Origin of the sequence: Evansella vedderi, from assembly GCF_030813435.1 — a bacterium.
Lineage (GTDB): Bacteria > Bacillota > Bacilli > Bacillales > Salisediminibacteriaceae > Evansella > Evansella vedderi.
On sequence record NZ_JAUSUG010000004.1, the window covers coordinates 1 to 22,310 of the forward strand.

Below are 22,310 nucleotides of genomic sequence, written 5' to 3' on the forward strand. Positions count from 1 at the left end.
TGTATCCTCGAGATACGAAAAGTGCCCTATAAGATAGGAGTTGCTACTTCCTGTATCCTCGAGATACGAAAAGTGCCCTATAAGATAGGAGTTGCACTTCCTGATCAAATTCAAAAAGTGCTCTATAAGATGGAAAAGGCAGCCTTAGCTGTCTTTTCTTTTATGCCGAGAGGGGAAATTTTTACCAATGTCTAACCAAATTCCACCAACAGCTACAGCACTACCTACAAATTTAACTCCATCAATGTTTCAACCAGGAAAAGTACGATTCTTCTGGATGGGAACAAACTACAACAACTATTTACGTAGTATCGATGATAAGGTTCGGTTAAATACCAAGAACGGAAACAATCGTCCTAGTGTCGCAGTTGGACTTGTACTTAATGGCCATAATTATATTATTCCTCTTACCTCTCAACACGACCCACAATGGAATAACCAATTAACAGTTAAGATTAAAGAAGAGGAAACACTGAATGGAGTTACTACAGAAAAAGTCATTTCTTGTTTAAAAATCAATAATATGCATCCGGCTATAGAATCTGAACTGACATATATTGATTTTGAAGAACAGAGTGACAATTATAAACGTCTTTTGTATAAAGAATATGATTATCTTAAAAAGAATTTAGAGGAAGTTACCTCTAAAGCAACTAAACTGCACAGCAAACTCACAAGTGGAAAGGCTAGGCATTTTAAACCCTACTGTTGTGATTTTGCAAAACTTGAAGAAACATACAAACAGTACAACCCCTTAACGACTTATCCTCCCGTTCAAGTTCGTTTTTAGGATTACTTACTATTTTAATAGATGTATCAAAGACCAGGAAACTCCTGGTCTTTATTATTTCCTCTTGGAGGTACATTCTCTAGTTTTTTAAGAACCTTGACGATAGACTGAATGATACTACCAACCTCCACTGAAATGAAACTTATATGTAAAGCTTCCTAAAAAAAGGAAGCTCATTTAATTAAGAGCAGTACAATGATTAACCCTATTCCACATCCAAGCCAGTTCTTCACCAAAAAGGCACCAAACTCCCTGAACTTTTCTGGGAAAAGTAGCCCCGCTAGGGTAATCAGGGACACAATCCAGATAAAATGTTCTTGTACGATGTTCATTTTTTCCTCCTCCTAGCCCCCAAAAGGCTTGTCTTACTTTACAAATATTATAATTTTGCTTATTATATATAGCAAGGCATAAAAAAAGAAAAAAAGTAGGATTAAACCTTGATATAAAGCCATTTTATTAGTTAATACATTTTTAAAAAGTTGTTTATTTCACTACTTAAAGTTGTATAAATTACAATATATATCTATAAAGTTGTAATATACACAACAAATCGAGGTGAGTTGTATGGCAAAAAGAAGAAGGGGCAGTGTGAAACCATATTGGGGAGCTTTTATGTTGGATTGGTTTAAGTTTTTACAGGATCCACAGCTTACGAGCTCAGACTATAAAGTGTTATTTTATCTATGCAGCCAAGTTATACCTGAAAATAATAATGCTTATGTCAGACAGAAACAAATAGCAGAAAACCTCCGTATGGATAAAGGAAATGTCTCCAAAAGCATAAAGAGGCTTATTAGCAAACAATTTATTATTAAAAGCACCAATGGTTTTATGATAAACCCTCATCTTTTTTCTATTGGAAAAGTGAATTATCGTGATAGAGAATCGTTACGCGAAACATTTGATGACCTAGTTAGCGAAGCCAATATGGACCTAAAATATGAAGCAAATGAAGAGGATAGTTGCGTAGATGTTCTTGATGAAGATATAGAAGACAATGGAATATAACAATAGGTATGATGGGCAATAAATTTGTACGTGTTCCGTAGTATAAAGTCACTTCTGAAGACGGACACAAGATTATACTGCCCTAGCATCTTTTTCACCAATGAATGTTATCAAGAGATTTACCACACATACCAATATAATTACCTCTGAAATACCCTGAATAACTGAGAATCAAATGCTCCATATTTGGGCTTCTTGAATTTTATAGTTATATCACTATTGGAACAAGTTTTACAAGTACGATAATGGTATGCCCATTCTAAATTACAAAAGAGACATAAGTGCTTTTTATACAACTGGAATCCAATATTCAGACCAACATTTCTTCCTTAAATATTCTTGTCCGTTCGACTCGTGAATAAACTCAATTAATTCTCTCAAAATAATAAATTGAGCAGCAACCGAAGTCACAGCGTTTAATAAATTTCCTTTTGAAACATTTTTTATTCTATCGTGTTTAATAGATTGATAATCTTTCCACCACTTTAGATTAGCATATGATTTTGAGGCATCAATATTTTCAAAAGGGAAAATTATTATGCTGTCATCATTTATGGTTCTTATACTAGTCGCTAGACCAAAGTCATTGTTGATATACTTTTCAATAAGATGGGCATAATCTTTCATTTTTAAATATTTACTTTTACTTTGAAAGCCAAAATTAAGGCAAAGTTGTTTAAATAATGAATCTATTTCTGAACAAGATAACAATATAATAGATGAGAACTCATCGGAATAAACATTTTTATTTTTGTCAGAATGTGTTACATATTGATTAGTTTTTACTAACATATTTTCAATAGACATATAATATTGCCAATGCATTTCAAATACAGATCTGTTCAATGATATTATCCTCTCTATAATTAGATCTTACAAAAAATTTAATAGGTTATATTTTAATTCATTTTTCTGGCATTAACTAATTGTCAGTTAAAAAGGACCAGCCTGGTCCTTTTTCTTTTTTTAAACCTAAGCTCCTTCAAACTGCACAGAGTTGTTGTTAAGGGTATAAATGACTCTAATAATCTTACAAATATCATCGATTTGTCTCTAAAACAACTCCGTCACGCCTCCCAATGAGCTGAAAGGATCCTCTCGGAGCTGTTTCTTTTGACAAACGTAATTAAATATGAGATTTACACAAACTTCAGATGATTCACGTTTAGCTTTTATTAGTAGAGTAAGTGTAACCTATAATGGCTGCACAGTGTTTTGAATTTCTTACCCCAAAATTTTAGAAGAAAAATAATTAATCAAACTTCCTTAGAAATTTTTGTTTTCTCTCTTCTTCTGCACTTTCCATTAAGTATTCTAACCTGGTTGCCACGAATCTTTTTATAGGTATGAGTTTTAATCCTAGGTCTATTTCGTTTATAATATCTAAAATCCGCCTCCAATCAGTTGCTTCTAAATTGCTCCACAATTGATCCCCATTATAACTTCTACTTCTTTTTATCCACCAAATCTTTGAAAAACATTCCGTGTCTTGATTTTGGCTTAAAAAAATTTTTATCACGTCATCAAACCATTCATTTCTCGTATTGTGAATAATATCCATAACTATGTTCATCTTTTTTTTATTTTGATGATTATTTCTTACATATTTCAAAACGAATTCTTTAGCACGTTCTAGATATTGACCATTTATTTCCTCAAAAAATACATTGCAAAAATGCTTTGCAATACCAAAATAAAGTTCTCTCTCTAAAGTAATTTCAATAATTTTTTCTAAAGAATTCTCTATATTATTTATTCTCCAAATAAATCCAAGTCCATTTTTTTGTACAAATTTTCTTTCTTCTGCTGAATAATGTTCTTCAACAAATTCTAGTAAAAAATCTGCATCTCTTTCTAAAATATAGGTCAAAATTTTACCTTTATAATCAAAATAAGAGTACATAAAGTATTGTTGGATATACATTTCCTTTATAGTATGAAAATTACTTACTGAGTCAAGACATACGATAAGGCTTTCATCCCTGTTATCAATAATTATTTTATTATTTCTCTTCCTATTTTCTCTGTTAATTGTTTGCAATATTATTTCATTAAAATCTTCTTTTATATCATTAAGATGTTCTAAATTTTTGAAGGATATCCATATAGCTTCATCTATAGACTGTATGAATCCAATAAATTGATTAACCCGTTCTTTTTCCAGTAATGACTTTTCTATGTTTTCATAAAAAGATATTAACCATTTCAATTTACAATTGAAAGCTTTTCTCTCTAATAATGTAAAAACTCCATTTACGATGCCAGACATCTTCAAATAATTTTTAAATACTAGACTGGGTACATAGTTTAAATCACTGTTTTTATCAAGTATCAACTCTAGCAGTTCAAGTCCGATTTTACTATTGTTATTAAAGTTTTCATCAACAATTATATCCAGTACACTATTTTGATTCCAATTATTATCAATAAAACTAACTAGATACAAATAATTTTCTACGAAATCCCTAACTTCTACTGTGGTTTCAAACACAAACGATTTTCTTAATTCTTGCTCCTTTAAAGTTTCGTACTCTCTAAAATCATCAAACTCATAAACATCTTTATCACGAATTCTATCCCAATCGATGCTTAAATACATATCGTAAAGTTCATTCCTGTATGTCTCTTTTAGTGACTTCAAGTTAGAACTTGTGATTAAGCTCTTGTTTAGAAACCTTAAATAATTCTGTACAAATAAACAGTGCTCGAAAACTACCGGATCTAAATGTCGAGCAATTAATAATAAAATATATTTTTTGTCGTGAGATACTATCTTTTTATTATCACTATAATTTTCACAGTAAGTTGATAATAAATCTAAACTTATTCTATTGTTGAATGAGAAATGACTGATTATTGTATCCCATATATTTTTTCTAAAAGATTTTATTTTTTCATTGTAGGGTAGGTCATATCTATAAAATACGACTTTGTTCTCTCTTTCAGCTTTAACTACTTCAAAAGTAAATTTTAAGAATGTTTTTGCTAATTCAAAAAATGCTACTGAATAAAGTATATCTTTTCGATTTATTCCATTTGCTAGTTGTTCAAATAATACTAGTTGTCTGTAAAAACCATAACGTTCATCTTCTATTTCAAATGAAAATGTCTCTCTTATTTTATGGATTAACTCTGGAAGATGTTCTGGTTGTTTCCTAACATATTCAAAACTTAATTCTAAGGTTGTTTTTATTTCGGTTGGAATAAACTTAAAGTAATTGCCTAATAGCTCAATGACATTATTTTTATTATATGCAAACTGATTTTGTTCATAAGATGTATCATATTCTTGTACCTTTACATCCGGTAATGCCATTATTATTCCATACAAATATTCTAAAACTTCATTTTGTAAGTAAAACCAAAAGGTAGATAGGAATGTGAAACTCTGATCAGGAACTTCTATACTTTTGAGATATTTTAGTAGTGAGGGCCTCACTTTCTCCATTACTTTTTCTGACCCGAAAGAATTGTTTGCTGCAATTACACATTCTTTAAATCGCTCTGCTTTAGAAGCAAAAAATCTATCAAGTAACAGTTCGAATGATAAATAACCTTTCTCAATAAAAGATAGATAAAAAAAATAATTTGATATATTTTGTTCCGGCACCTTAACATATTCGTACTGTATTTCAACCAATTCCCATTTCTCTAGTTTTTCTATAGTATCTATTAGGTCGTAATAATTAATTTCAAATACATCGATAATTGGTTCAACTAATTGTTTATTTTTATATGGCAATGTATAAAAAAATGAGATTATCCCTAAACACTGAATTGTTAATTTGTCTCCAATATTTACTTTATCGTTAATAAAAGTAGTGAAGTATTTCTTGAAAAGTTCTGAAACATTACTTAGTACTGACAAGTCTTGTTTTTCTATTGCTAATAAAGCAGCCATTATTGCTAATCTAGGATTTCCATCTGCTATTGATAATATTTCACTTTGATACTTCTCATTTAATACTTTAAAGGGTTCTGCTTTTATTATATCTACTATTGGTTCATCCTTAAGTTTTTCAATAAACAATACAGTTTTCGGCAAATTATTGGATAAACTATTTACCTCATTTAATGCATAATCTCTAACAGTAATAACTATCTTTAAATTCCCTTTTCTTATTATCTTATAAAAACCTAGTATCTGGTTAAAAGCATCTATCCTATTAGCGTCATCAACAAATAAAATATAATCTTTATTAGGATTACAATAATCATATAAGTCTTGTAACAAATCACAATTTTTATACGAAATACAAAAAGCATTATAGTTTGTATTTGCTATTAAAAATTCTCGTATTGTTTCTATTGCTAATTTTGTTTTTCCCACTCCCGCAGCACCATTTAGTATAACTAAATCAAATGTTTGTATTGCAGTTTTCAATTCCTTCTTTTCTTCTTCTCTATGCAAAAAAGAGTTATCTAACGGTGTTGCAATACCACTAGATGCTTTATTATACTCTTGAATAAATGAATCTAAAGAAACTACTTGGCCAGTGTCAAATGATAAGTTCAAATATTGATATACTAGGTCCCGGTGCTGTAAAATTAATTCCAATGCAAGTGAATCAAGTGTAATTAACGTTAACTTGATACCTTTATCTTCCACTAGAATATTCAATTTATTTATATTTTCGCTGTTTAAATTAAAATTCATACACAATACAATTTCTTTAATATCGTTTATCTTTATACCAGTCTTCTCTTGATCAAGGCACTTTTCAATATCCTCTTTTAACTTCCTTACTCCAGCTGTTATGTTTGTCGAATATTCCACAAAAATGTATTTACCATCTGGTAATAAAAAGAACGAATCTGGGGTTCCTTTAGTAGTCTTCTGTTTTCCAGTTTGACTACCTGTCCTTGCAAAGGTTGCATAATTTGAGTTACGCAAAATTAAAAAACTATCACATAATTCTTGAAAAACTGTCTCATTTATTTCCATCAATCTATTTTCAATTGTCTGAAGTCTACTCATTAGGTTCCCCTTTCTCTTGAAGTATGCAGAATAATAATATTAATAGATTCCTGTCAATTCAATTGTAACATAATGGAAGTTACAAACAATATTTCTCCTTATTTTCAACAAGGTATTTATTTTTCGGTATAACTTTAAAAAAACTAAGTAGTGGCAAGGTAGTTAGTAGGAACTTGTTTGTAACGTAAAAAGGACCACACTTGGTCCTTTTTCTTTTGTATAATCCTAAGCCCCTTCAAAATGCTCAGTGTTTTTATTAATTGTATCAATGACACTAATAATCCTACGAGCATCATCAATATTGTCTCTAAACAACTCCGTCACACTTCCTAGTGAGCGGAATGGATCCTCTTGCAGCACTTTCTTTTCTAGGGTTCCATTTTTGACAACGTACTCAATTATGAGTTTTACAAACCTCAATTGATTCACATTACCCTATTAAATAAAAAAAATAGGCAACAGCAACTACTGTTAGTTGCCAAGTGGTTTCTCGCTCCTTAAAATTTCCACTAAAATAATTTCTCAAAAACCTCTATAACATCAAATAAAAACGGTTATAATGGGAATTATAACCAAACTAATCTATCTTCCAATCATCAGGGGCCATTGGCCTCCCCCATTCCCTCCTATAATTTGGCTATAACCGATCAATAATTCCCTTTACCACTTAAAATTAAATTTTACTCTTTATCATTTACAGTATTTTTATATCTACGCATAAGATCTTCTACAATTTCTAACTCATCCATTGAATGTTTATACCCATATGCATCCATTACAGAATTGTCTAATTTTATGTGAGCTTTTACTAATTCTGGAGGCATTGTTAAAGGGTCATATAAATCTGCTAAAGTATTATCTAGATATAAATTTCTTGCATTTAGCACTTCTCGAACACATTTTTCTACATTTGTTATTATCTTTTCATTTGGGGCAGGCCAAGGGAAATTGTTGTAAACAATACTGACAGAATAAGCATAGTCACTTTTCATTCTACCACAAACTGTTTTTACCCAACACATATGAACTTTAGAAGAAATGACTCCAAAGTGGTAAAAGGTTGCATTAGGTATCATTTGTGCATTTGTATTCGCAATTATATTCTTATCGACAAATCCAATTGGTATATACGGACGTTTTTCGGAAGAGATTACAGGAATTAAGAGGTAATCATTTTCAGGTTGTCTAATTTCAGTAAATAACATAGGAATACTCGCTTTGATTTGTGTTGATTTTTTCTTGCTAGATAATCTTGATTTTTTAACATTTTCAATCCTAGTTAGTATAGAAGGCATTTGTTTTAATTCTTTAGGTGTACAGCCAACCAACCATAAGCACCACCTTTTTTTACCATTTATATAATCGGCGGCTCCCATATATTGCCTAATATATTTTTCTATACCTGGTTCGCGTTTTAATAGCTCTTTTTTTTCAGATTCAGATAAAATTAGATTGCCCCCATCTGTGGGTTGGCTTCCTTTATTCATAATTGGAGCACAATCACAAATTGGTTTTCTTCTTTTTTCAATATAGATATTTTCAGACTCAATCAAATATGGTGATATATTTTTAACAATTTTCTGGTAACCGTTAAAAAATATTACTTTTTCCCCTTTAAACTTTCCAAATTTAAAGCCAATTATTACACAATGAACGGATGCTTTTCCCTTCGCGTCATTTTTCCAATTGAACGTTCTATATGCGAACAATATATTAATTTTGTATTTAAACAAGTATCTCCATAAAACAGCAACTTGTTCTCCTTGAGTAATTGAATTGGTGGATACAAAAGCTACTCTTATTTCTGTATGCTGAATATATTTTATTGCTTTTAAATACCAAGCTGAAACATAATCTAATACTCCAATCTTATTACTACTTTTAAATACATACTGTAAGTCTTCCTTTTGAATACTACTTTGATACTTTGTCCCAACGAATGGAGGATTACCAATGATATAACTCAAATTATTTTTTGAAATAATTTCTTCCCATTCAATAGTTAATGCATTGTTATTTACTATTCTAACTGAGTTTTTTAAAGGCAATCGATTAAAAGGTATACCAAATTCATCAGCAATTAAATTGTTCATTTGATGGTCTATTAACCACATAGCTACCTCTGCAATTTTACAAGGGAATTCTTCATACTCAATTCCAATAAACTGATCCACATTAATTTTAATTCGTTCCTCTATTGAAAAAGAGCTTTCAAAACTATTAATTTGCATTTTTAATATTTCTAATTCTAATAATCGTAACTCTCTGTATGTGATGATTAAAAAATTCCCACAACCACAAGCTGGATCCAAAAACTTTAAGTTTGCTATTTTTTTATGAAAAGACTTTAATTGATCAGAAAACATTTTAACTTTTTCAAACTCTTCATATAATTCATCTAGAAATAACGGTTTAAGCAGTTTTAAAATATTTTCTTCGCTAGTATAATAAGTTCCTAAATTACGCCGTTCCTTTTTATTTGTAACACCTTGAAATAGAGACCCGAATATCGCTGGACTTATTGTTGACCAATCAAATAGACAACAATCAATTAATAAATCTCGCATCTTAGCATTAAACTCACAAGGAGGTAAAGTTTCTTCAAAAAGTTTTCCATTTACATATACAAACCGTTTTAATTCATCTGGTATTAGATCTCTTTTTTTTCTTGTATCATAAGACATATTTAAGATATTAAATAGATTAAAAATTCTATTAGATAAATCAGAACCGTCGGATTTTGATTTTAATATATACTGATAAAACAAACCTTTTTCAAAAATATTTGAATGGTCTGCAAATAACAAAAATAATAACCGGACAAGATACATTTTTAAATAGTGCCCTTCATAACCGTGTCCTTCTAACAAATCGTGCAATTGTGCCATTTTTTCAACTGCCTGGTTATTAAGTTCTTTATCAACTACAAAATTATATTGTTGAGCATAATCAGTTAATATAGTTAATTTTTTTACGTGCTTGAATAATTGTTTAGTTTGGAAGTTAAATGTTTGTCCAGTAACAAGATTATACAAGCGTATATCTCTAAAATCACAAACCATAATCATTTTTGGCAAATCTTCATCATCTTCTATACTAAAAGCATAGTCTCTTGCTTGTCTATGGGCTTTTTCAAGGGAGTGACCAGCTGACTTCATTTCTATAATTATTCTCCCTTTCCAAAATAAATCGATAAAACCTTGCCTACTTCTATATTCAAAGTTAGCGACTCTTAATCGATCGACCCCAAAAACACGGAATAATTCGTTGAGAAAACTTTGAGCCTCTCCTTTTTCGTATGTAGTATGTTCCCAACGCTTACTAAACTTAATAGCATTATCCTGTATCTCATTCCAACTTAACATATCCTCCCCTCTTTCTTTTAATATTCAAAACACACTTTCTATAATTTCTTATTTTTGGAAATCCTTTTTCATTAGTATTCAGAAAAACCTCTAATCATAATAAACAAATATTTACAATAAAGCCCAAGTTTTTATCATTTATATAAATCAAAGCAAATAATTTAAAAAGAATTGTTGAGAAAAGTTAGGTATAAGAAAAAATTGCCAAAACAGTATCTAAGTACTGTTTTGGCAATTTTATAGAGGTGCCTATTCACTTGACGATTATGTTAGTAGCAGAGTTATTGAATCTTGTTGTTATACTTTGTGTTTCACTTAATTGATGCGTTGAGTATCTATTTATGAAAATCTAATTCTAATCTTTGGCTTAACGATGTAGCTACTGCTCGTACAATTAGATACCCCTATTCAAATAAAATAATGTAGCTCTAATAACAATAAAATGTTAATACCCAAAATTGATTCCCTATATTATTCTTTAAGCTCTTCTTGTCCATTCATTACTCTAATTAAATTATAATACTCCCAAAAGAACTCTGAGAAGTCCCCTCCCCAAGTTTCTCGATGAGCTGCTTGCATATTTTCAAATGATTTTTCAAAATTCAATATGTAACTTACAAAACTACTATTCCTAGTATCAAGCAATTCACCTAACTCTTCTATTGTAAAATAATCTTTGTAAGTAAATAATACATCGATATGTTCACGAGTACTTTTTACTTGCAATGTAATAAGTTGGAGCCAAGAAAGTAGTTCTATATCAACAGTTGTACCCTCCGAGTCTAATTTTGTAATAATCTCAGCTGTAAATGTTTTCTTTTGGGGAAATATTTCACGACTACTTTCCTGAACAAACTTTTTTGTAATAACCGGAACTTTTAATACTCCCTCACACTTTGCATAATTTAGTTTCATAGGAGAAAAAGACTCTACTTTATAACTAGGATTATTAACTTTTTTTTGAAGTTCTTCATCAGTTGCAAGTTCTAATTCTACTATAATAGTTGACAAATCCTGAACAATGTAATTTTTTACATTCTTAATTTGTTCCTGTGCAATACTTAAATCTCTCTTTCTAGGTACCTCCGTCACAAAATAATACACAATATAACCGGGGATATATCCTGCAGCCAATAAATTCGCAATTCTTCCGAAACTAGCTGCACCAGGAAATAATTCATTGCATTTTAACAAAACGAGTTCATAGACAAACAAATAACCAATACTTATGTAAAAAATAAATCTAGGCGATATTTTATTCATTTCTTTCTCCTTTATATGGAAAATAAAACAAGAGCATAATCGATAACGGTTATGCTCTTATAAATTTAAGCCCCTTCAAAATGCTCAGTATTTTTATTAATGGTATCAATCACACTAATAATCTTACGAGCGTCATCAATATTGTCTCTAAACAACTCCGTCACACTACCCAAAGAGCGGAATGGATCTTCTTGTAGCACTCTCTTTTCTAGGGTTCCATTTTTGACAACGTAATCAATTATTAGCTTTACAAACCTTAACTGATTCACATTTAGTTTTTCTTCAATAAGGAATTTTAATAAATGGGAAAACTTCCTGCGATATCACATTAAACATCTCGTCCGGCCCCATATTGGAAAAAATAGACCACCTTAACTGTGGTTTATCTTCTGGAAAAATCCCTTCATAATCAATACCGAGTAGTTCTGCATCCATTTCCTTTTTCTTTTCGTTATCATCAAGCCCTTTAATGTACAATAAGTATGTAAATTGTTCAATAACAGTTAGCGGATTGGTAATTCCGCCCGTCCAAAACGTTTCCCAAACTTTATCTACTTTATTTTTTAATTCTCCTGTAATCATTCTTCTACCTCAAAATTCTTTTGTATAAGACTATTATACTATACTTGGTTCCTTATTAAGGTTTCCGTATTTTTACATCCAATGGTGGCACCTTATTTTCTTCTTGATTCCCAACAGCAGCTTCCTCCAATCCGGCCTTAATTTCGGCAAGAGCATCAGCAGGCTCTTCCTTAATACCGGTTATAGTATGAATTTGATATTCTCCCATCATCATATCAAAATGACCTTCGTGTCCTTGACTATAGAAAATGTTTTTAAAAACATCCATATATCGACCGACTAATACTTCATTATTCTCTACATACAAGTCTTCACTAATGTAATGTGAACCATCATTTATCCAAGAAATTAGTGAACGACAAATCATCTTTTCTTCTAATTCAAATTTGTTTTCAAGTTCATCAAGATTAATATTGCCAAAGAACTTAAAGTAGTTTTCTAATATTCTTCTCATAACATTTTGAATTGAAACAACACTATGATTACCTCTATTTTTTAGTTCTTTCCATAGGAGTTCATAAGATGTTTTTATTGGGTTCTCTTCATACTGTTGAATAGATGTTACGTCATCTATTTTCCTAACAATCCAAAACCCACCTTCACCGTAGCTTTTTTTCCCCTGATTGAAAGTAATTTCCTTATGAAAATATATATTATGAGTAAATATGAAAAGCTGTTTTATATCTGAAGTCTTTTCTTTCATTTCAAACATTAATTGTCTAACTAAAGTACTAACCATAAAGAGGACATTACTATCTAAGCTTGAAATAGGATCATCAATAATTACAATCTTATCTGTAACTATTTCTTCCTTGCTGTTGCTTCCATTCAAAAGTTGATAAAAATACAAGAAAGTTATAAAAGTTTTTTCACCTTCACTTAATGTATCCTTTACTTCCTCACCATTTTCTCTGACAATCTTATAGTTTCCTTTTTCACCAGTAGTTGCAAGTTGGAAGTTTTTAAAACCAAAGGAGCGAAGAGTTTTATTTATCTCGTTAACTGAGTGCTCCACACTAGTACTTTGCTCTTGAAGTTCAAGTAAATCTTTTTGGTGTTTTTCTTTATAAGTGTCTTTATTTTTCCTTTTACGATCTAAATTACCCATTATTCTTTCTAGCGTCTTCATCTTTTTATTAAATTCTTCAATATTGGGTTTGTTCTTTTCAGCAATAAAACGCCACATATCTTTAATAAGATTTTCCTTCTCGACCTTTAAATTACGAATCATTTCGTTATATTTATTTACCTTTAAATTAGCCTCTGATATTTCTGTATTTACATCTGTTATTAAACTAGATAATCTCACTAGTTCAATAACCCTACTAGGTTCTTTCTGTTTTTGCTCTATTAAAAGTTTATTCTCTTCATATTTGGATCTAATTAACTCTAGTAACCTTGTTATTGTTTCTTTCCCAATAAACGAATCTTGTTTACTTATTTGTAGAGCATCTATCTGTTCTAAAATATTTTCAATGCTCCGTTGATAATTTGCAGTAACGGCTCTTAATTCCTCAATTTGTTGTATGTATGTTTGGTCAAAGTAGCTGTTCAACTTTTCTTCAAATTTATTTGGAAGAGTTTGTTGGCAGAAGGGACAAATACCTGCCGAGTTTTTAGAAATTGTGTATCCTTCTTGTACCCAGTCACTGATATTTAATTCTGTGATTAGAGCCGAAATATCAACATCATCTTTACCAATAATCTTTTGCGTAAAAATAGGATTGTTTTCTAACGACTCATCATAGGAAATAGGTAAAAAGTTATCTACCTGCTCGACTGGCCGGTCGAAGATAGATTCTTTCTTCGCTCTAATCTCTTCTATTGGTTTTAGTGACCTGTCCAATTTTTGAGACTCTTCAATACACTTATTCATAAATCTATCTTTAGAGTTTCTGTAGCCTTCTATCAAATCCTTAAATTCTTCATCTAGCTCTTTCTTTAGTGTCCAACAATTTTGTTTAAATTCTTCTAATTGAATAGTTTTTTCAGCATCTTTTTCCCTAAACAATCCACTTATATCCACAATGGAATCTTCGTGTTCCTTTATTTTGTTTTTTAGTTCATCCATTTGAAGTTTAAGGTCCACTGACTCCTTACCTAATGTAAATATTCCTTTAATCGGATTATCTAAGCGGAAATTTTCATTAACAAAATTACGATTATATACATAAGGGACCATTTTTTTATCTTGCCAATCGATTGAGCAGCTCGGGTAAGAGTCTTCATTCCTTATAACCTCTGTAATCGTTGTTTTGCCTGAGCCGTTATTTCCGTAAAAGAAGTTAATCTTCTTTAAGTCCTCTATTAATACTCCCTCATTATCATAGGTAGCGACATCTCTAATCCTCATCTTAGTGATCATAATATATCCCCCTTTATATCCGTTCCTGTCTACTAACTAAAATTTACCATAAAAAACCAAAATTAACATTGTATTATCTTATTTTTCTTATAATTCAAGAATAATTTTATTAGTAATAAAAGATTTGGATTTAAAATAATTTCTTCTCTGTAAACCTTGTTTTCAGATTTACCTAAAGAATATAATTCGCTAGAAAATTTTATTCGCATAAATAGACCTTAAATCTACTAAAATAAATTTTCGAAAAAAATTTTAAAAAAATTTTACAAAACCTTGTTTTTTAAAAAATTAAAAGAATATAATCCGTTTGAAAAAATTACAGGAGATAAATCCGGAAGCAATTCAACCAATAAATTAATAATTATACCTATTACAAGTATTGAGTCTTGTATTGTTTCCTAACATCCCATAAATGACACGACAAAGGAGAGAGAAGTTTGAAGATTATCCGTTGCTATGCCTCATCAGAAAATGCAGTGAACGTTAAGAACCTAATACAAGACTTACTAGTTGCCGAATTGGAAAAAATAATAGATGCACAAAAAATTGATACGAGGCTATTAAATGAGGATAAAGGGTTAAGAGGTGAATGTGCTTGAAATTTGCAAAGTCTGAAAGTGAACAAGGAGATACCTACGAGCTACTTCCATATATCGAAGAAGAGCATTCAAATGATGTTCTAAATAGGATAGTAAAACTTCAACTTGATGGTCATTTGTCTCCATTTCTTTTAAACAATTATTTAAAGACACGATATTGGAGAGAAGAATATGAAAGAAAACAAGCTTAACCAATTTCCAGGTCAACAAAAAGGTAGTATACAAATTCTTATCAAGCGATCTGAAAAGCCAGAGTCTGTTCAATTACGCCTGGACTTAAATTTTGAAGATGACACTTCTTCATCTATCAAAATAGGAAAATAAGAAAAACTCCGTATAAAACACACCTATTTCCGTCAATGATGATAGACGGAGGTGTGTACTTATGCGGAAAAAAATTAACCTACAAGTAGATTCTCAAGAAAATAAAGTAGCCGACTTGTGGATTCAACATCTTATACAGCGAATCATTGTTGAGCAACTAGATATTTCGCCTCAACTTCAAGCTAACTTGTTGTATAAAACAATGACAAAACTAAAAAGTAAGGAATGATTAACTTGTTAACAAAAACATTAAAAGTTTTCTTCAGAAGAGGCGACGCCCAAGGAATAGCATTTCAAGAATCAATAGATTCTAGTTATCGAGAGCTATATAACAAAGAACAAGTTCTAATAATTAATGATAATGGATCTGGTTCTATTTCCAAGCCTAGACCTGCAATCGATGAGTTAATAAAATTGATTGAACAAGATAGCGTAGATACGATTTACACGTTCGACCGTACACGGCTTTTCCGCGACTTTTTTATTCTCAACACTTTGCTCGTAAGTGCAAACAAAAAAACGTAAAAGTAATATTAACAAATGACGGAAAGCACTGGATATAGATTGATTGATTTTGAAAATCTATCTCATCCTAAAGACTTATTTGAACTAAGGAGAAAAGAGTGGAATGAATGAAAAGATATAAATATGTAGTTTTTTTTAGACGAGTTAGTGGAAAATCCCAGGACTTAAGAATGCAGGTATCTGCTGATAGTATTTTTCGTGAGAAACACCACACAAATGAAATCATCATTATTGAAGAAGATGGAGTATCTGCAAATAAAATAAGACTTAAGGATAGACCTGAGATGTTACAACTAATATCCCTAATTAAAAGCAATCAAGTAGACATAGTATATGCTTTTGATCGTACTCGACTATTTCGGGACTATTATGAAGCACTTTATTTCGTAACTCTGTGTAAGAAACATAATGTTCAAATCCACTTCACATCCGCGGGGGCTGGACATCAGCAAGCCACAGATAATTCATTGATTGAAGGTGTTATGAATATTATTGGCGATGTTGAAGGGAAGAATATTGCAAGGAGGATTGAAGAAGCAAGAAGGCGATACCCTCCTAAGAAGTTAGGATTCATTAAGGATGAAAAAAGACGATATATTAAAGATCCACAAAAAAAGGATTCCTTGGTTCAATACTTTAATACCATTAAACAAATTGATTCCCACATCCAGTTAGAAGAAGTTGTACAAAAGTTTAAAAAGGTGCTTAAAACCACTCCACAACAATTACTTAAAATTGCATTTGACCCTTTTTATGCTGGATATGATCTAGTAAATGGTGAAAACAAACTTAGTCACGTTGAACCCTATTTAACTCTAGAGCAGCATAAAGCTTTACGTACTAAAGAAAAAATCTTTGCTACCCATACTGAAAAATTACAACGACTAAAAGATTTAAATATCTACAAACCGGTATGTGGTATATGCAACAAACCTATGAATTTTAAAATAAGTTTTTTGCTTGATACTGCTTGGTATTCTTGTTCAAGAAAGCACAAAAAAGTCCAATTAACTGCACAGGAGTTAAACGAAATTATATCCAAAGCACTAATTCGAATAATTGACCACCTTGATATAGAAAAACTGTTAAAGGATTCTGATAGCTACTTTAAACAATTAAAAAAACCTATCGAATCCGAGCTAAAAAGTATCAAAAAAGACATAAACAGAATACTTGAGAGTCACTTCTTGGAAGAATGTGATTTTTCTAAAGTGTATGAACATCCCGATTATAAAGAACTAATAGAATTAGAATGCAAACAAGAAAAAACTCTTAATGAGATTGAAATGAAGAAAGAACTCCTTTTAGAAAACCAGGAACTGTCTAGAATGGTCAAAGATTATTTGGGCAAGTGTATGGAATCGAATCCATTCTTCCTTAGCTCAATGCTTATTCAAGCAATTTATGCATATCCCAATGAGCTAAGTTTAATAGTTAACAAGTTTGATTATATTGAAAATCTCAAACCACCATACATTTTTAAAGGAGATGAACTTTTATGCAAAGGCTAGCATTTGCTTATATTCGCCGGTCCTCCTACAAACAACAGGATAACAATAGTGTTGAAATACAAAAACAACATATTAAAGAATTCGCTAAACGTAATGGTTTAATTGTACCAGATGAATTTATCTTCATTGAAGATGTAACTAGTGCATTTACTAAAAGAGCAAATAAGCGGAAACAACTTATGATGATGGGTAAAAAAATGCTGGAAATGAATGTATCCGTTGTTATTTTTAACGATATTTCTAGAATGGACCGTACAGGATATTCATTTGCAATCGACTTTTATCGACCAATGTTAGAAAAAATACCAAATCTTCAGGTCTTTACAGTAGATTCCAATGAACCAATAGATTTTGAGAACACAAACATCAAATTGAACTTCCTTTTGTTTAACCACGAATCAGAAGTAAAGTCAGTACGAGCAATCGGTAATTTAACCGCTGTATTAGAGCAAGAAACTAGGATCCGACCTGGTTCTAAGGTTCCATATGGCTATTGTCAAATAGAGAAACAATTACATCCAAATGAGGATGCCGAAGTTGTAAATTTTATTTACTTTTTAGCCAGCTGGGGAACATCATTCAAAAGAATAGCTACTTTCTTAGATGAAGCAAGAATTCCAGCTCCAAATGGAGGAACTTGGAACTCTAGTACTATCGAGAATATCCTTAACAATCCTGTTTATAGTGGAAATTTAATTTGGCAAGTTCCCAAGCGTAAAGAGGGACAAAAACAATTTGTGTTTGAAGATACCCATAAACCTATCATTACAGATTTTGTGAGCCAGTTACAGATCTATAATCGACATCTTCAAGGAATTTATGGTCGTTTAGATACACCTTTCCTTTTTCTAAATAAAATAACGTGTCGCCACTGTAAACAAGGTCTAATCACTCAAAACGGCTCAACAAAAAGAAACGGCACAGTATACAATTATCAATATTACGTTTGTAAGAACTGCAACTATAAAGTAAACACAAACGAAGTTCACGAGAAACTAATACCTTTAATGTTAAAAAAAGTTTACGAATTAGTTTCCTCCACAGAGATTCAACAACAATCTAAGAACTTTGTACTTCAAATGATTTTAGAAACCGAGGGACAGATCGAATCCTTGGAAAATAAAGTTGGGATCTTCTCTCGTAAGTTATTACAAGCAAAAGAATTAAACGACCGTCTCTTAGAATCTCAAATTTCCTCAGCCATCAAACAATATAAACACTCATTAGAGGAACTCAACTCTTGCCACACAAGTCTAGTAAGACTTAATAATTCGTTAAAGTCAGATCAGTTCTTTTCAAGATTTGAGAATATTTTGAAATTCGACCTAGGTGATATAGAAAAAAGGCTTATAATTCTTTATTTTATCGACAGCGTTATCCTTGCAACTGACCAGCAACCAACTGTTCAATTTAAGTCAAATATTTTCGGGGATTTCTTAATTTCGAAAAATGGTTGAATTACCGAAAAGTAATAAGTACCAACTGGATAGTTTACCGAACATTTTCCCAAGTTCAAAAGTACAATCAGATGACAACTTTACAAAGCCCTTGTTACAAGGGCTTTAATCACAATATTGTTCGGTAGTTTATCCAAAATGGGATACCATTCTGGTCTTATTACCGAAATAACTTTATTAGTATGGACAGATTACCGAAATTTATACACTAAAAAACGAAACATAAAGGGGATATAAAAATGAACGCAAATGAAATTCAATTAAAACCTTTCAATGTTGTCAATACTTTAACTATAAACCCACCAACATCTCAGTACAGTACTACTTATGGTGGTGATCGTATAATGAGATGTGTACTTTATGTCCGTGTTTCTACAGAGATGGAAACACAAAGAACTTCTATCGATAATCAGATCGATTTATTTCGAAGCTATGCCGCCCAAAAAAATTGGGAGATTGTAGAGATTTATACCGACAAGCAATCAGGAACAAAAGGAAACAGACCCGGTTTAAAAAAACTAATTGAGGATGGTAAGGCTGGTTTATATGATGTGATATTAGCTAAGGAACTTTCTAGATTAGCTAGAAACGGTAGATTATCATATGAATTAAGGGATACTTGCTTGCAAAATGATATCCACATTGTCTGCCTAGATAACTCAATTAATACAATTACCGGAAACGTACAGAACTTTGGACTTTTTGCTTGGCTTTACGAAAATGAGTCAGCAAATAGCAGTCGGCGGGGTAAGGCTGCAATACGTACAAAAGCTAACAGAGGGTTATTTGTAGGTTCCAACCCACCGTATGGATACTATTCTGACAACGGCACGTTAAAAATTCGTGACGATAACACACCCGATATTGTTAGACGAATTTTTAATGAATACTTAGATGGAAAGGGAATGGATTCAATAGCAAAAAGTTTCACTGCTGAAAGAATTCCAACTCCTTCACAGATTGCACATAAGTCTAATGCATCACCTTTATGGCACGCTTCCACGATAAAAAATATTTTAAATAATCAACATTACTGTGGAGATCTTGTTCAAAACAGAACTGAAACTGTTTCCGTCACTACATCAAAACGGAGAATTAACAGTGATGACAAAGCAACGATTCAAGAGAATACTCACGAGCCTATCATCCTAAAAGAGACTTTTCAGGCCGTCCAGAAGATGCTTCAAACAAGAACACGTACAAATACGGCCCCTAAAAAGCATCTATTTACGAATGTTTTGTTCTGTGAACATTGCCAAAAGGGAATGTGGTTCAAAGCTAATCAAAAAGGTTATAGGTGCGGCGGAAATATTAAATATGGAGATACTTTCTGTCAAAATCGAGTAGTTGTCCGAGAAAAAGAATTAAAACACATTATCATTGAAGATTTACAAGAGCTATTTAAATCTATTCAAGACGATGAGTTTCTAAAAAGCCTGCAAAAGAGACTAGAGCAAAAGAAAGTCCTGTTTAAAAAAGAGCTGGCAAAGATTGAGAATAAAGCAACTAAATTTAGGTCTAGAAAGAAAGATTATCTTGATATGTATGCTGACGAATTAATATCTAGAGAAGAATTGGTAGAGTATCGTAAGCAGATAGATCTGGAAATATCCAATCTTGAATCAGCTAAGAGTGAGTTTCAAGAAAAGCTTGATGAGTGCGAAAGTGAGAACTACGCAATAGATTTAGGTAAGAAGCTTCAAGAAGTTTCAATCCTAAATGATTTAAGTCCTCAACTTTTACATTCATTGGTGAATAATGTAACTTGTAGTGATAATGGTAATCTACACATACATTACAACTTTGTAAAACCCTTTTAAATAACAAGAATAGGCAACAACCACTACGGTTAGTTGCCTTCTTTTAAAATGAGTTGCGAGATACACTCCACTTGCGCTGTCTGTGGAAACATATCCACCGGCTGCAGTGATTTTAATTTATACCCTTTTTGTGTCAGGTCATTCACGTTTTTTGCCAGGGTGGATGGGTTACAGGATACATACACAATTCGCTTAGGTTTTACGCGTAGCAATGTTTCAATTAACGACTGATCCAGTCCCGTTCTTGGAGGGTCTACTACTACTACATCAGGATGCCAGCCTTCCTTTTCCCATTTTGGTAGCCACGTTTCTGCTTTTCCCGTTACGTACATGGCATGGTCAACACCATGTGCCTCGGCATTTTTCTGCGCATCTTTGATAGCTTCTTCGATGACATCCATGCCACGCAACTCTGCTGCGCCATCTGCCAGCCAAAGTCCGATTGTACCAACACCACAATAGGCATCCACTACCTTTTCCTTCCCTGTTAGTTCCGCCGCTTCCTTTGCAGCATCATACAACTTTCTTGTTTGTACAGGGTTTAATTGAAAGAATGCCCTTGGTGATAGGTTAAATCGAAATTCACTCATTCTTTCTTCTATTTTTTCCTTACCGAACAAAACCACGGTTTCATCCCCGAAAATGAGGGATGTTTTCTTTGGATTAACATTCTTAACGATGGATGTTACATCTGGCAACCGTCGTCTAATTTCCTCCATAAATAATTCCACTCGCGGTATTTCCCTTTTTGCAGTAACTAGGACAACTTGATATTCTCCCGTTTCGAATCCCACTCGTGTAACAATCGTCCGGAGAACGCCTGATTTTTTTCGTTCATTATAAGCTGGTATATTCAAGTCCCCAGCTATTGCCTTTACTACATTGGTAACTTTATTTGTTTGGGGATGCTGCACCATACAATCTTCTAGATCAATAAGCCGGTGACTATTTGGACTATATAGACCAGCAACCATTCTGCCTTCTTGGTGGCCAACCTGCAATTGACTTTTATTTCGATAATTCCATGGCTCGTCCATCCCAATGGTATCTTTAAAATTGATTTTATCTAAATTAATTTTCGTATACCTCTCAAATGCTTGACGAACAATATCCTTCTTTTCCCGCAGTTGCGCCTCATAGGATAGGTGCTGTAGTTGACAGCCCCCGCATTCCGCATATACTGGACAAGGAGGAGCTACTCTATCCGGTGAAGGTTTTCTGAGCTTAACAATTTTCCCTTCCGCAAACTTCCCTTTTATTTTAGAGACTTCACAAACGATTTCTTCTCCAGGAAGCGCACCCGGCACGAAGACAACCTGCCTTTTAAAGAAGCCTACACCTTCCCCATCAATACCCATTCTTTTTATCGTCAAAGGAAACCTCTGCCCTTGTTTTATCTTTAAGTGGGTTTGGCCCTGTTTCTCTGATCCCTTTCGGTTTTTCAACTCTTCCACCTCTAAACTCTTTAATTACACCTTTATCCTAAAGAATGTTGTTTGTCTCTACTTTAATCGAATGATGGTTTTATAGCAAATGACCGTTCTCCTGGTTTCATATTACTCTCACTACATAGACCCATGATGAAACAAGTAACCCTTCCTCCGCTCTCATTACGCGTTTCATAATCCCTTTATGTGACAGGTATTACCCTCACCTTTATCCTTACCTGTTTCATGACCCACTTTATGAAACAGGTAACTCTCTATCAACTCTCATTACC

19 protein-coding genes and 2 pseudogenes are annotated in these 22,310 nt (G+C 32.1%); 11 read left to right on the plus strand and 10 right to left on the minus strand.

From position 1 onward, the window contains the following. The first annotated feature begins 72 nt into the window (after positions 1-72). Together J2S74_RS06300 and J2S74_RS06305 are read left to right on the plus strand one after the other, a co-directional pair. A complete protein-coding gene (locus tag J2S74_RS06300) occupies positions 73-195 on the plus strand; it encodes a hypothetical protein (RefSeq protein ID WP_307323184.1) in 123 nt (40 codons plus the stop codon). Next, entirely contained in the window at positions 188-790 is a 603-nt protein-coding gene (locus J2S74_RS06305) for a type III toxin-antitoxin system ToxN/AbiQ family toxin (protein ID WP_307323187.1), read from the plus strand. Before J2S74_RS06300 ends, J2S74_RS06305 begins: the two co-directional genes overlap by 8 nt. A gap of 173 nt (positions 791-963) precedes the next feature. On the opposite strand, the gene J2S74_RS06310 is transcribed toward J2S74_RS06305, so the two are convergent. Further along, a complete protein-coding gene (locus tag J2S74_RS06310) occupies positions 964-1,122 on the minus strand; it encodes a hypothetical protein (RefSeq protein ID WP_307323190.1) in 159 nt (52 codons plus the stop codon). 235 nt (positions 1,123-1,357) lie between these two features. Between J2S74_RS06310 and J2S74_RS06315 the strand changes: the two genes are divergently transcribed. Continuing rightward, positions 1,358-1,801: a replication/maintenance protein RepL gene (locus J2S74_RS06315; RefSeq protein ID WP_307323192.1), complete on the plus strand. Its 444-nt coding sequence runs from the start codon at positions 1,358-1,360 to the stop codon at positions 1,799-1,801. Positions 1,802-2,089: 288 nt separating this feature from the next. Here the strand turns inward: J2S74_RS06315 and J2S74_RS06320 are convergent, their stop codons facing one another. From J2S74_RS06320 to J2S74_RS06355, 8 genes and pseudogenes are all read right to left on the minus strand, one after another. Further along, positions 2,090-2,608 carry a hypothetical protein gene (locus J2S74_RS06320; RefSeq protein WP_307323195.1) on the minus strand — a complete coding sequence of 173 codons (519 nt, stop codon included), beginning with the start codon at positions 2,606-2,608 and terminating at the stop codon, positions 2,090-2,092. Between the two features lie 445 nt (positions 2,609-3,053). After that, a complete protein-coding gene (locus J2S74_RS06325) occupies positions 3,054-6,779 on the minus strand; it encodes an nSTAND3 domain-containing NTPase (protein ID WP_307323197.1) in 3,726 nt (1,241 codons plus the stop codon). Between the two features lie 225 nt (positions 6,780-7,004). Next, positions 7,005-7,199: a hypothetical protein gene (locus J2S74_RS06330; protein ID WP_370875976.1), complete on the minus strand. Its 195-nt coding sequence runs from the start codon at positions 7,197-7,199 to the stop codon at positions 7,005-7,007. Positions 7,200-7,459: 260 nt separating this feature from the next. Beyond that, positions 7,460-10,144: a DNA methyltransferase gene (locus J2S74_RS06335; protein WP_307323200.1), complete on the minus strand. Its 2,685-nt coding sequence runs from the start codon at positions 10,142-10,144 to the stop codon at positions 7,460-7,462. Between the two features lie 471 nt (positions 10,145-10,615). Continuing rightward, positions 10,616-11,407, minus strand: coding sequence for a hypothetical protein (locus tag J2S74_RS06340; RefSeq protein WP_307323202.1), 792 nt, complete (start codon positions 11,405-11,407; stop codon positions 10,616-10,618). A 65-nt stretch (positions 11,408-11,472) separates the two neighbouring features. Next, positions 11,473-11,703: pseudogene (locus J2S74_RS06345) on the minus strand (type I restriction-modification enzyme R subunit C-terminal domain-containing protein); the annotation flags it as partial. Then, positions 11,702-11,989 (minus strand): annotated as a pseudogene (locus J2S74_RS06350) (type I restriction-modification system subunit M N-terminal domain-containing protein); the annotation flags it as partial. The pseudogenes J2S74_RS06350 and J2S74_RS06345, both read right to left, overlap by 2 nt. Positions 11,990-12,044: 55 nt before the next feature. Next, positions 12,045-14,354, minus strand: coding sequence for an AAA family ATPase (locus tag J2S74_RS06355; RefSeq protein ID WP_307323204.1), 2,310 nt, complete (start codon positions 14,352-14,354; stop codon positions 12,045-12,047). A 437-nt stretch (positions 14,355-14,791) separates the two neighbouring features. On the opposite strand from J2S74_RS06355, the gene J2S74_RS06360 reads away from it, so the two are divergent. The 8 genes from J2S74_RS06360 to J2S74_RS06395 all read left to right on the plus strand — a co-directional run bounded on the left by J2S74_RS06360 (position 14,792) and on the right by J2S74_RS06395 (position 20,590). Next, positions 14,792-14,953, plus strand: coding sequence for a hypothetical protein (locus J2S74_RS06360; RefSeq protein ID WP_307323205.1), 162 nt, complete (start codon positions 14,792-14,794; stop codon positions 14,951-14,953). Beyond that, positions 14,950-15,144, plus strand: coding sequence for a hypothetical protein (locus J2S74_RS06365; RefSeq protein ID WP_307323207.1), 195 nt, complete (start codon positions 14,950-14,952; stop codon positions 15,142-15,144). The genes J2S74_RS06360 and J2S74_RS06365 overlap by 4 nt, the downstream gene beginning before the upstream one ends. After that, the gene (locus J2S74_RS06370; RefSeq protein WP_307323209.1) at positions 15,125-15,277 is read left to right on the plus strand and encodes a hypothetical protein; all 153 of its coding nucleotides are present in this window, start codon (positions 15,125-15,127) and stop codon (positions 15,275-15,277) included. Before J2S74_RS06365 ends, J2S74_RS06370 begins: the two co-directional genes overlap by 20 nt. 61 nt (positions 15,278-15,338) lie before the next feature. Next, positions 15,339-15,506, plus strand: a complete 168-nt coding sequence (locus J2S74_RS06375; protein WP_307323210.1) for a hypothetical protein — start codon at positions 15,339-15,341, stop codon at positions 15,504-15,506. Beyond that, positions 15,503-15,802 carry a recombinase family protein gene (locus tag J2S74_RS06380; RefSeq protein ID WP_307323212.1) on the plus strand — a complete coding sequence of 100 codons (300 nt, stop codon included), beginning with the start codon at positions 15,503-15,505 and terminating at the stop codon, positions 15,800-15,802. Before J2S74_RS06375 ends, J2S74_RS06380 begins: the two co-directional genes overlap by 4 nt. Before the next feature lie 107 nt (positions 15,803-15,909). Continuing rightward, positions 15,910-17,313: a recombinase family protein gene (locus J2S74_RS06385; RefSeq protein ID WP_307323214.1), complete on the plus strand. Its 1,404-nt coding sequence runs from the start codon at positions 15,910-15,912 to the stop codon at positions 17,311-17,313. After that, positions 17,301-18,770, plus strand: a complete 1,470-nt coding sequence (locus J2S74_RS06390) for a recombinase family protein (RefSeq protein ID WP_307323216.1) — start codon at positions 17,301-17,303, stop codon at positions 18,768-18,770. The genes J2S74_RS06385 and J2S74_RS06390 overlap by 13 nt, the downstream gene beginning before the upstream one ends. Before the next feature lie 239 nt (positions 18,771-19,009). Beyond that, positions 19,010-20,590 carry a recombinase family protein gene (locus tag J2S74_RS06395; protein WP_307323218.1) on the plus strand — a complete coding sequence of 527 codons (1,581 nt, stop codon included), beginning with the start codon at positions 19,010-19,012 and terminating at the stop codon, positions 20,588-20,590. 29 nt (positions 20,591-20,619) lie between these two features. Here J2S74_RS06395 and rlmD read toward each other — a convergent pair whose 3' ends face one another. Beyond that, positions 20,620-22,035, minus strand: coding sequence for a 23S rRNA (uracil(1939)-C(5))-methyltransferase RlmD (rlmD, locus tag J2S74_RS06400; protein ID WP_307323219.1), 1,416 nt, complete (start codon positions 22,033-22,035; stop codon positions 20,620-20,622). Positions 22,036-22,310: the final 275 nt, after the last annotated feature.

Coding starts and splice junctions, on each gene's coding strand:
- J2S74_RS06355 (WP_307323204.1), bottom strand. CDS start 14,354: ATGATCACTAAGATGAGGATTAGAGATGTCGCTACCTATGATAATGAG.
- J2S74_RS06305 (WP_307323187.1), top strand. CDS start 188: ATGTCTAACCAAATTCCACCAACAGCTACAGCACTACCTACAAATTTA.
- J2S74_RS06390 (WP_307323216.1), top strand. CDS start 17,301: ATGCAAAGGCTAGCATTTGCTTATATTCGCCGGTCCTCCTACAAACAA.
- J2S74_RS06325 (WP_307323197.1), bottom strand. CDS start 6,779: ATGAGTAGACTTCAGACAATTGAAAATAGATTGATGGAAATAAATGAG.
- J2S74_RS06335 (WP_307323200.1), bottom strand. CDS start 10,144: ATGTTAAGTTGGAATGAGATACAGGATAATGCTATTAAGTTTAGTAAG.
- J2S74_RS06310 (WP_307323190.1), bottom strand. CDS start 1,122: ATGAACATCGTACAAGAACATTTTATCTGGATTGTGTCCCTGATTACC.
- J2S74_RS06315 (WP_307323192.1), top strand. CDS start 1,358: ATGGCAAAAAGAAGAAGGGGCAGTGTGAAACCATATTGGGGAGCTTTT.
- J2S74_RS06380 (WP_307323212.1), top strand. CDS start 15,503: ATGATTAACTTGTTAACAAAAACATTAAAAGTTTTCTTCAGAAGAGGC.
- J2S74_RS06385 (WP_307323214.1), top strand. CDS start 15,910: ATGAAAAGATATAAATATGTAGTTTTTTTTAGACGAGTTAGTGGAAAA.
- J2S74_RS06320 (WP_307323195.1), bottom strand. CDS start 2,608: ATGTCTATTGAAAATATGTTAGTAAAAACTAATCAATATGTAACACAT.
- J2S74_RS06370 (WP_307323209.1), top strand. CDS start 15,125: ATGAAAGAAAACAAGCTTAACCAATTTCCAGGTCAACAAAAAGGTAGT.
- J2S74_RS06340 (WP_307323202.1), bottom strand. CDS start 11,407: ATGAATAAAATATCGCCTAGATTTATTTTTTACATAAGTATTGGTTAT.
- J2S74_RS06375 (WP_307323210.1), top strand. CDS start 15,339: ATGCGGAAAAAAATTAACCTACAAGTAGATTCTCAAGAAAATAAAGTA.
- J2S74_RS06395 (WP_307323218.1), top strand. CDS start 19,010: ATGAACGCAAATGAAATTCAATTAAAACCTTTCAATGTTGTCAATACT.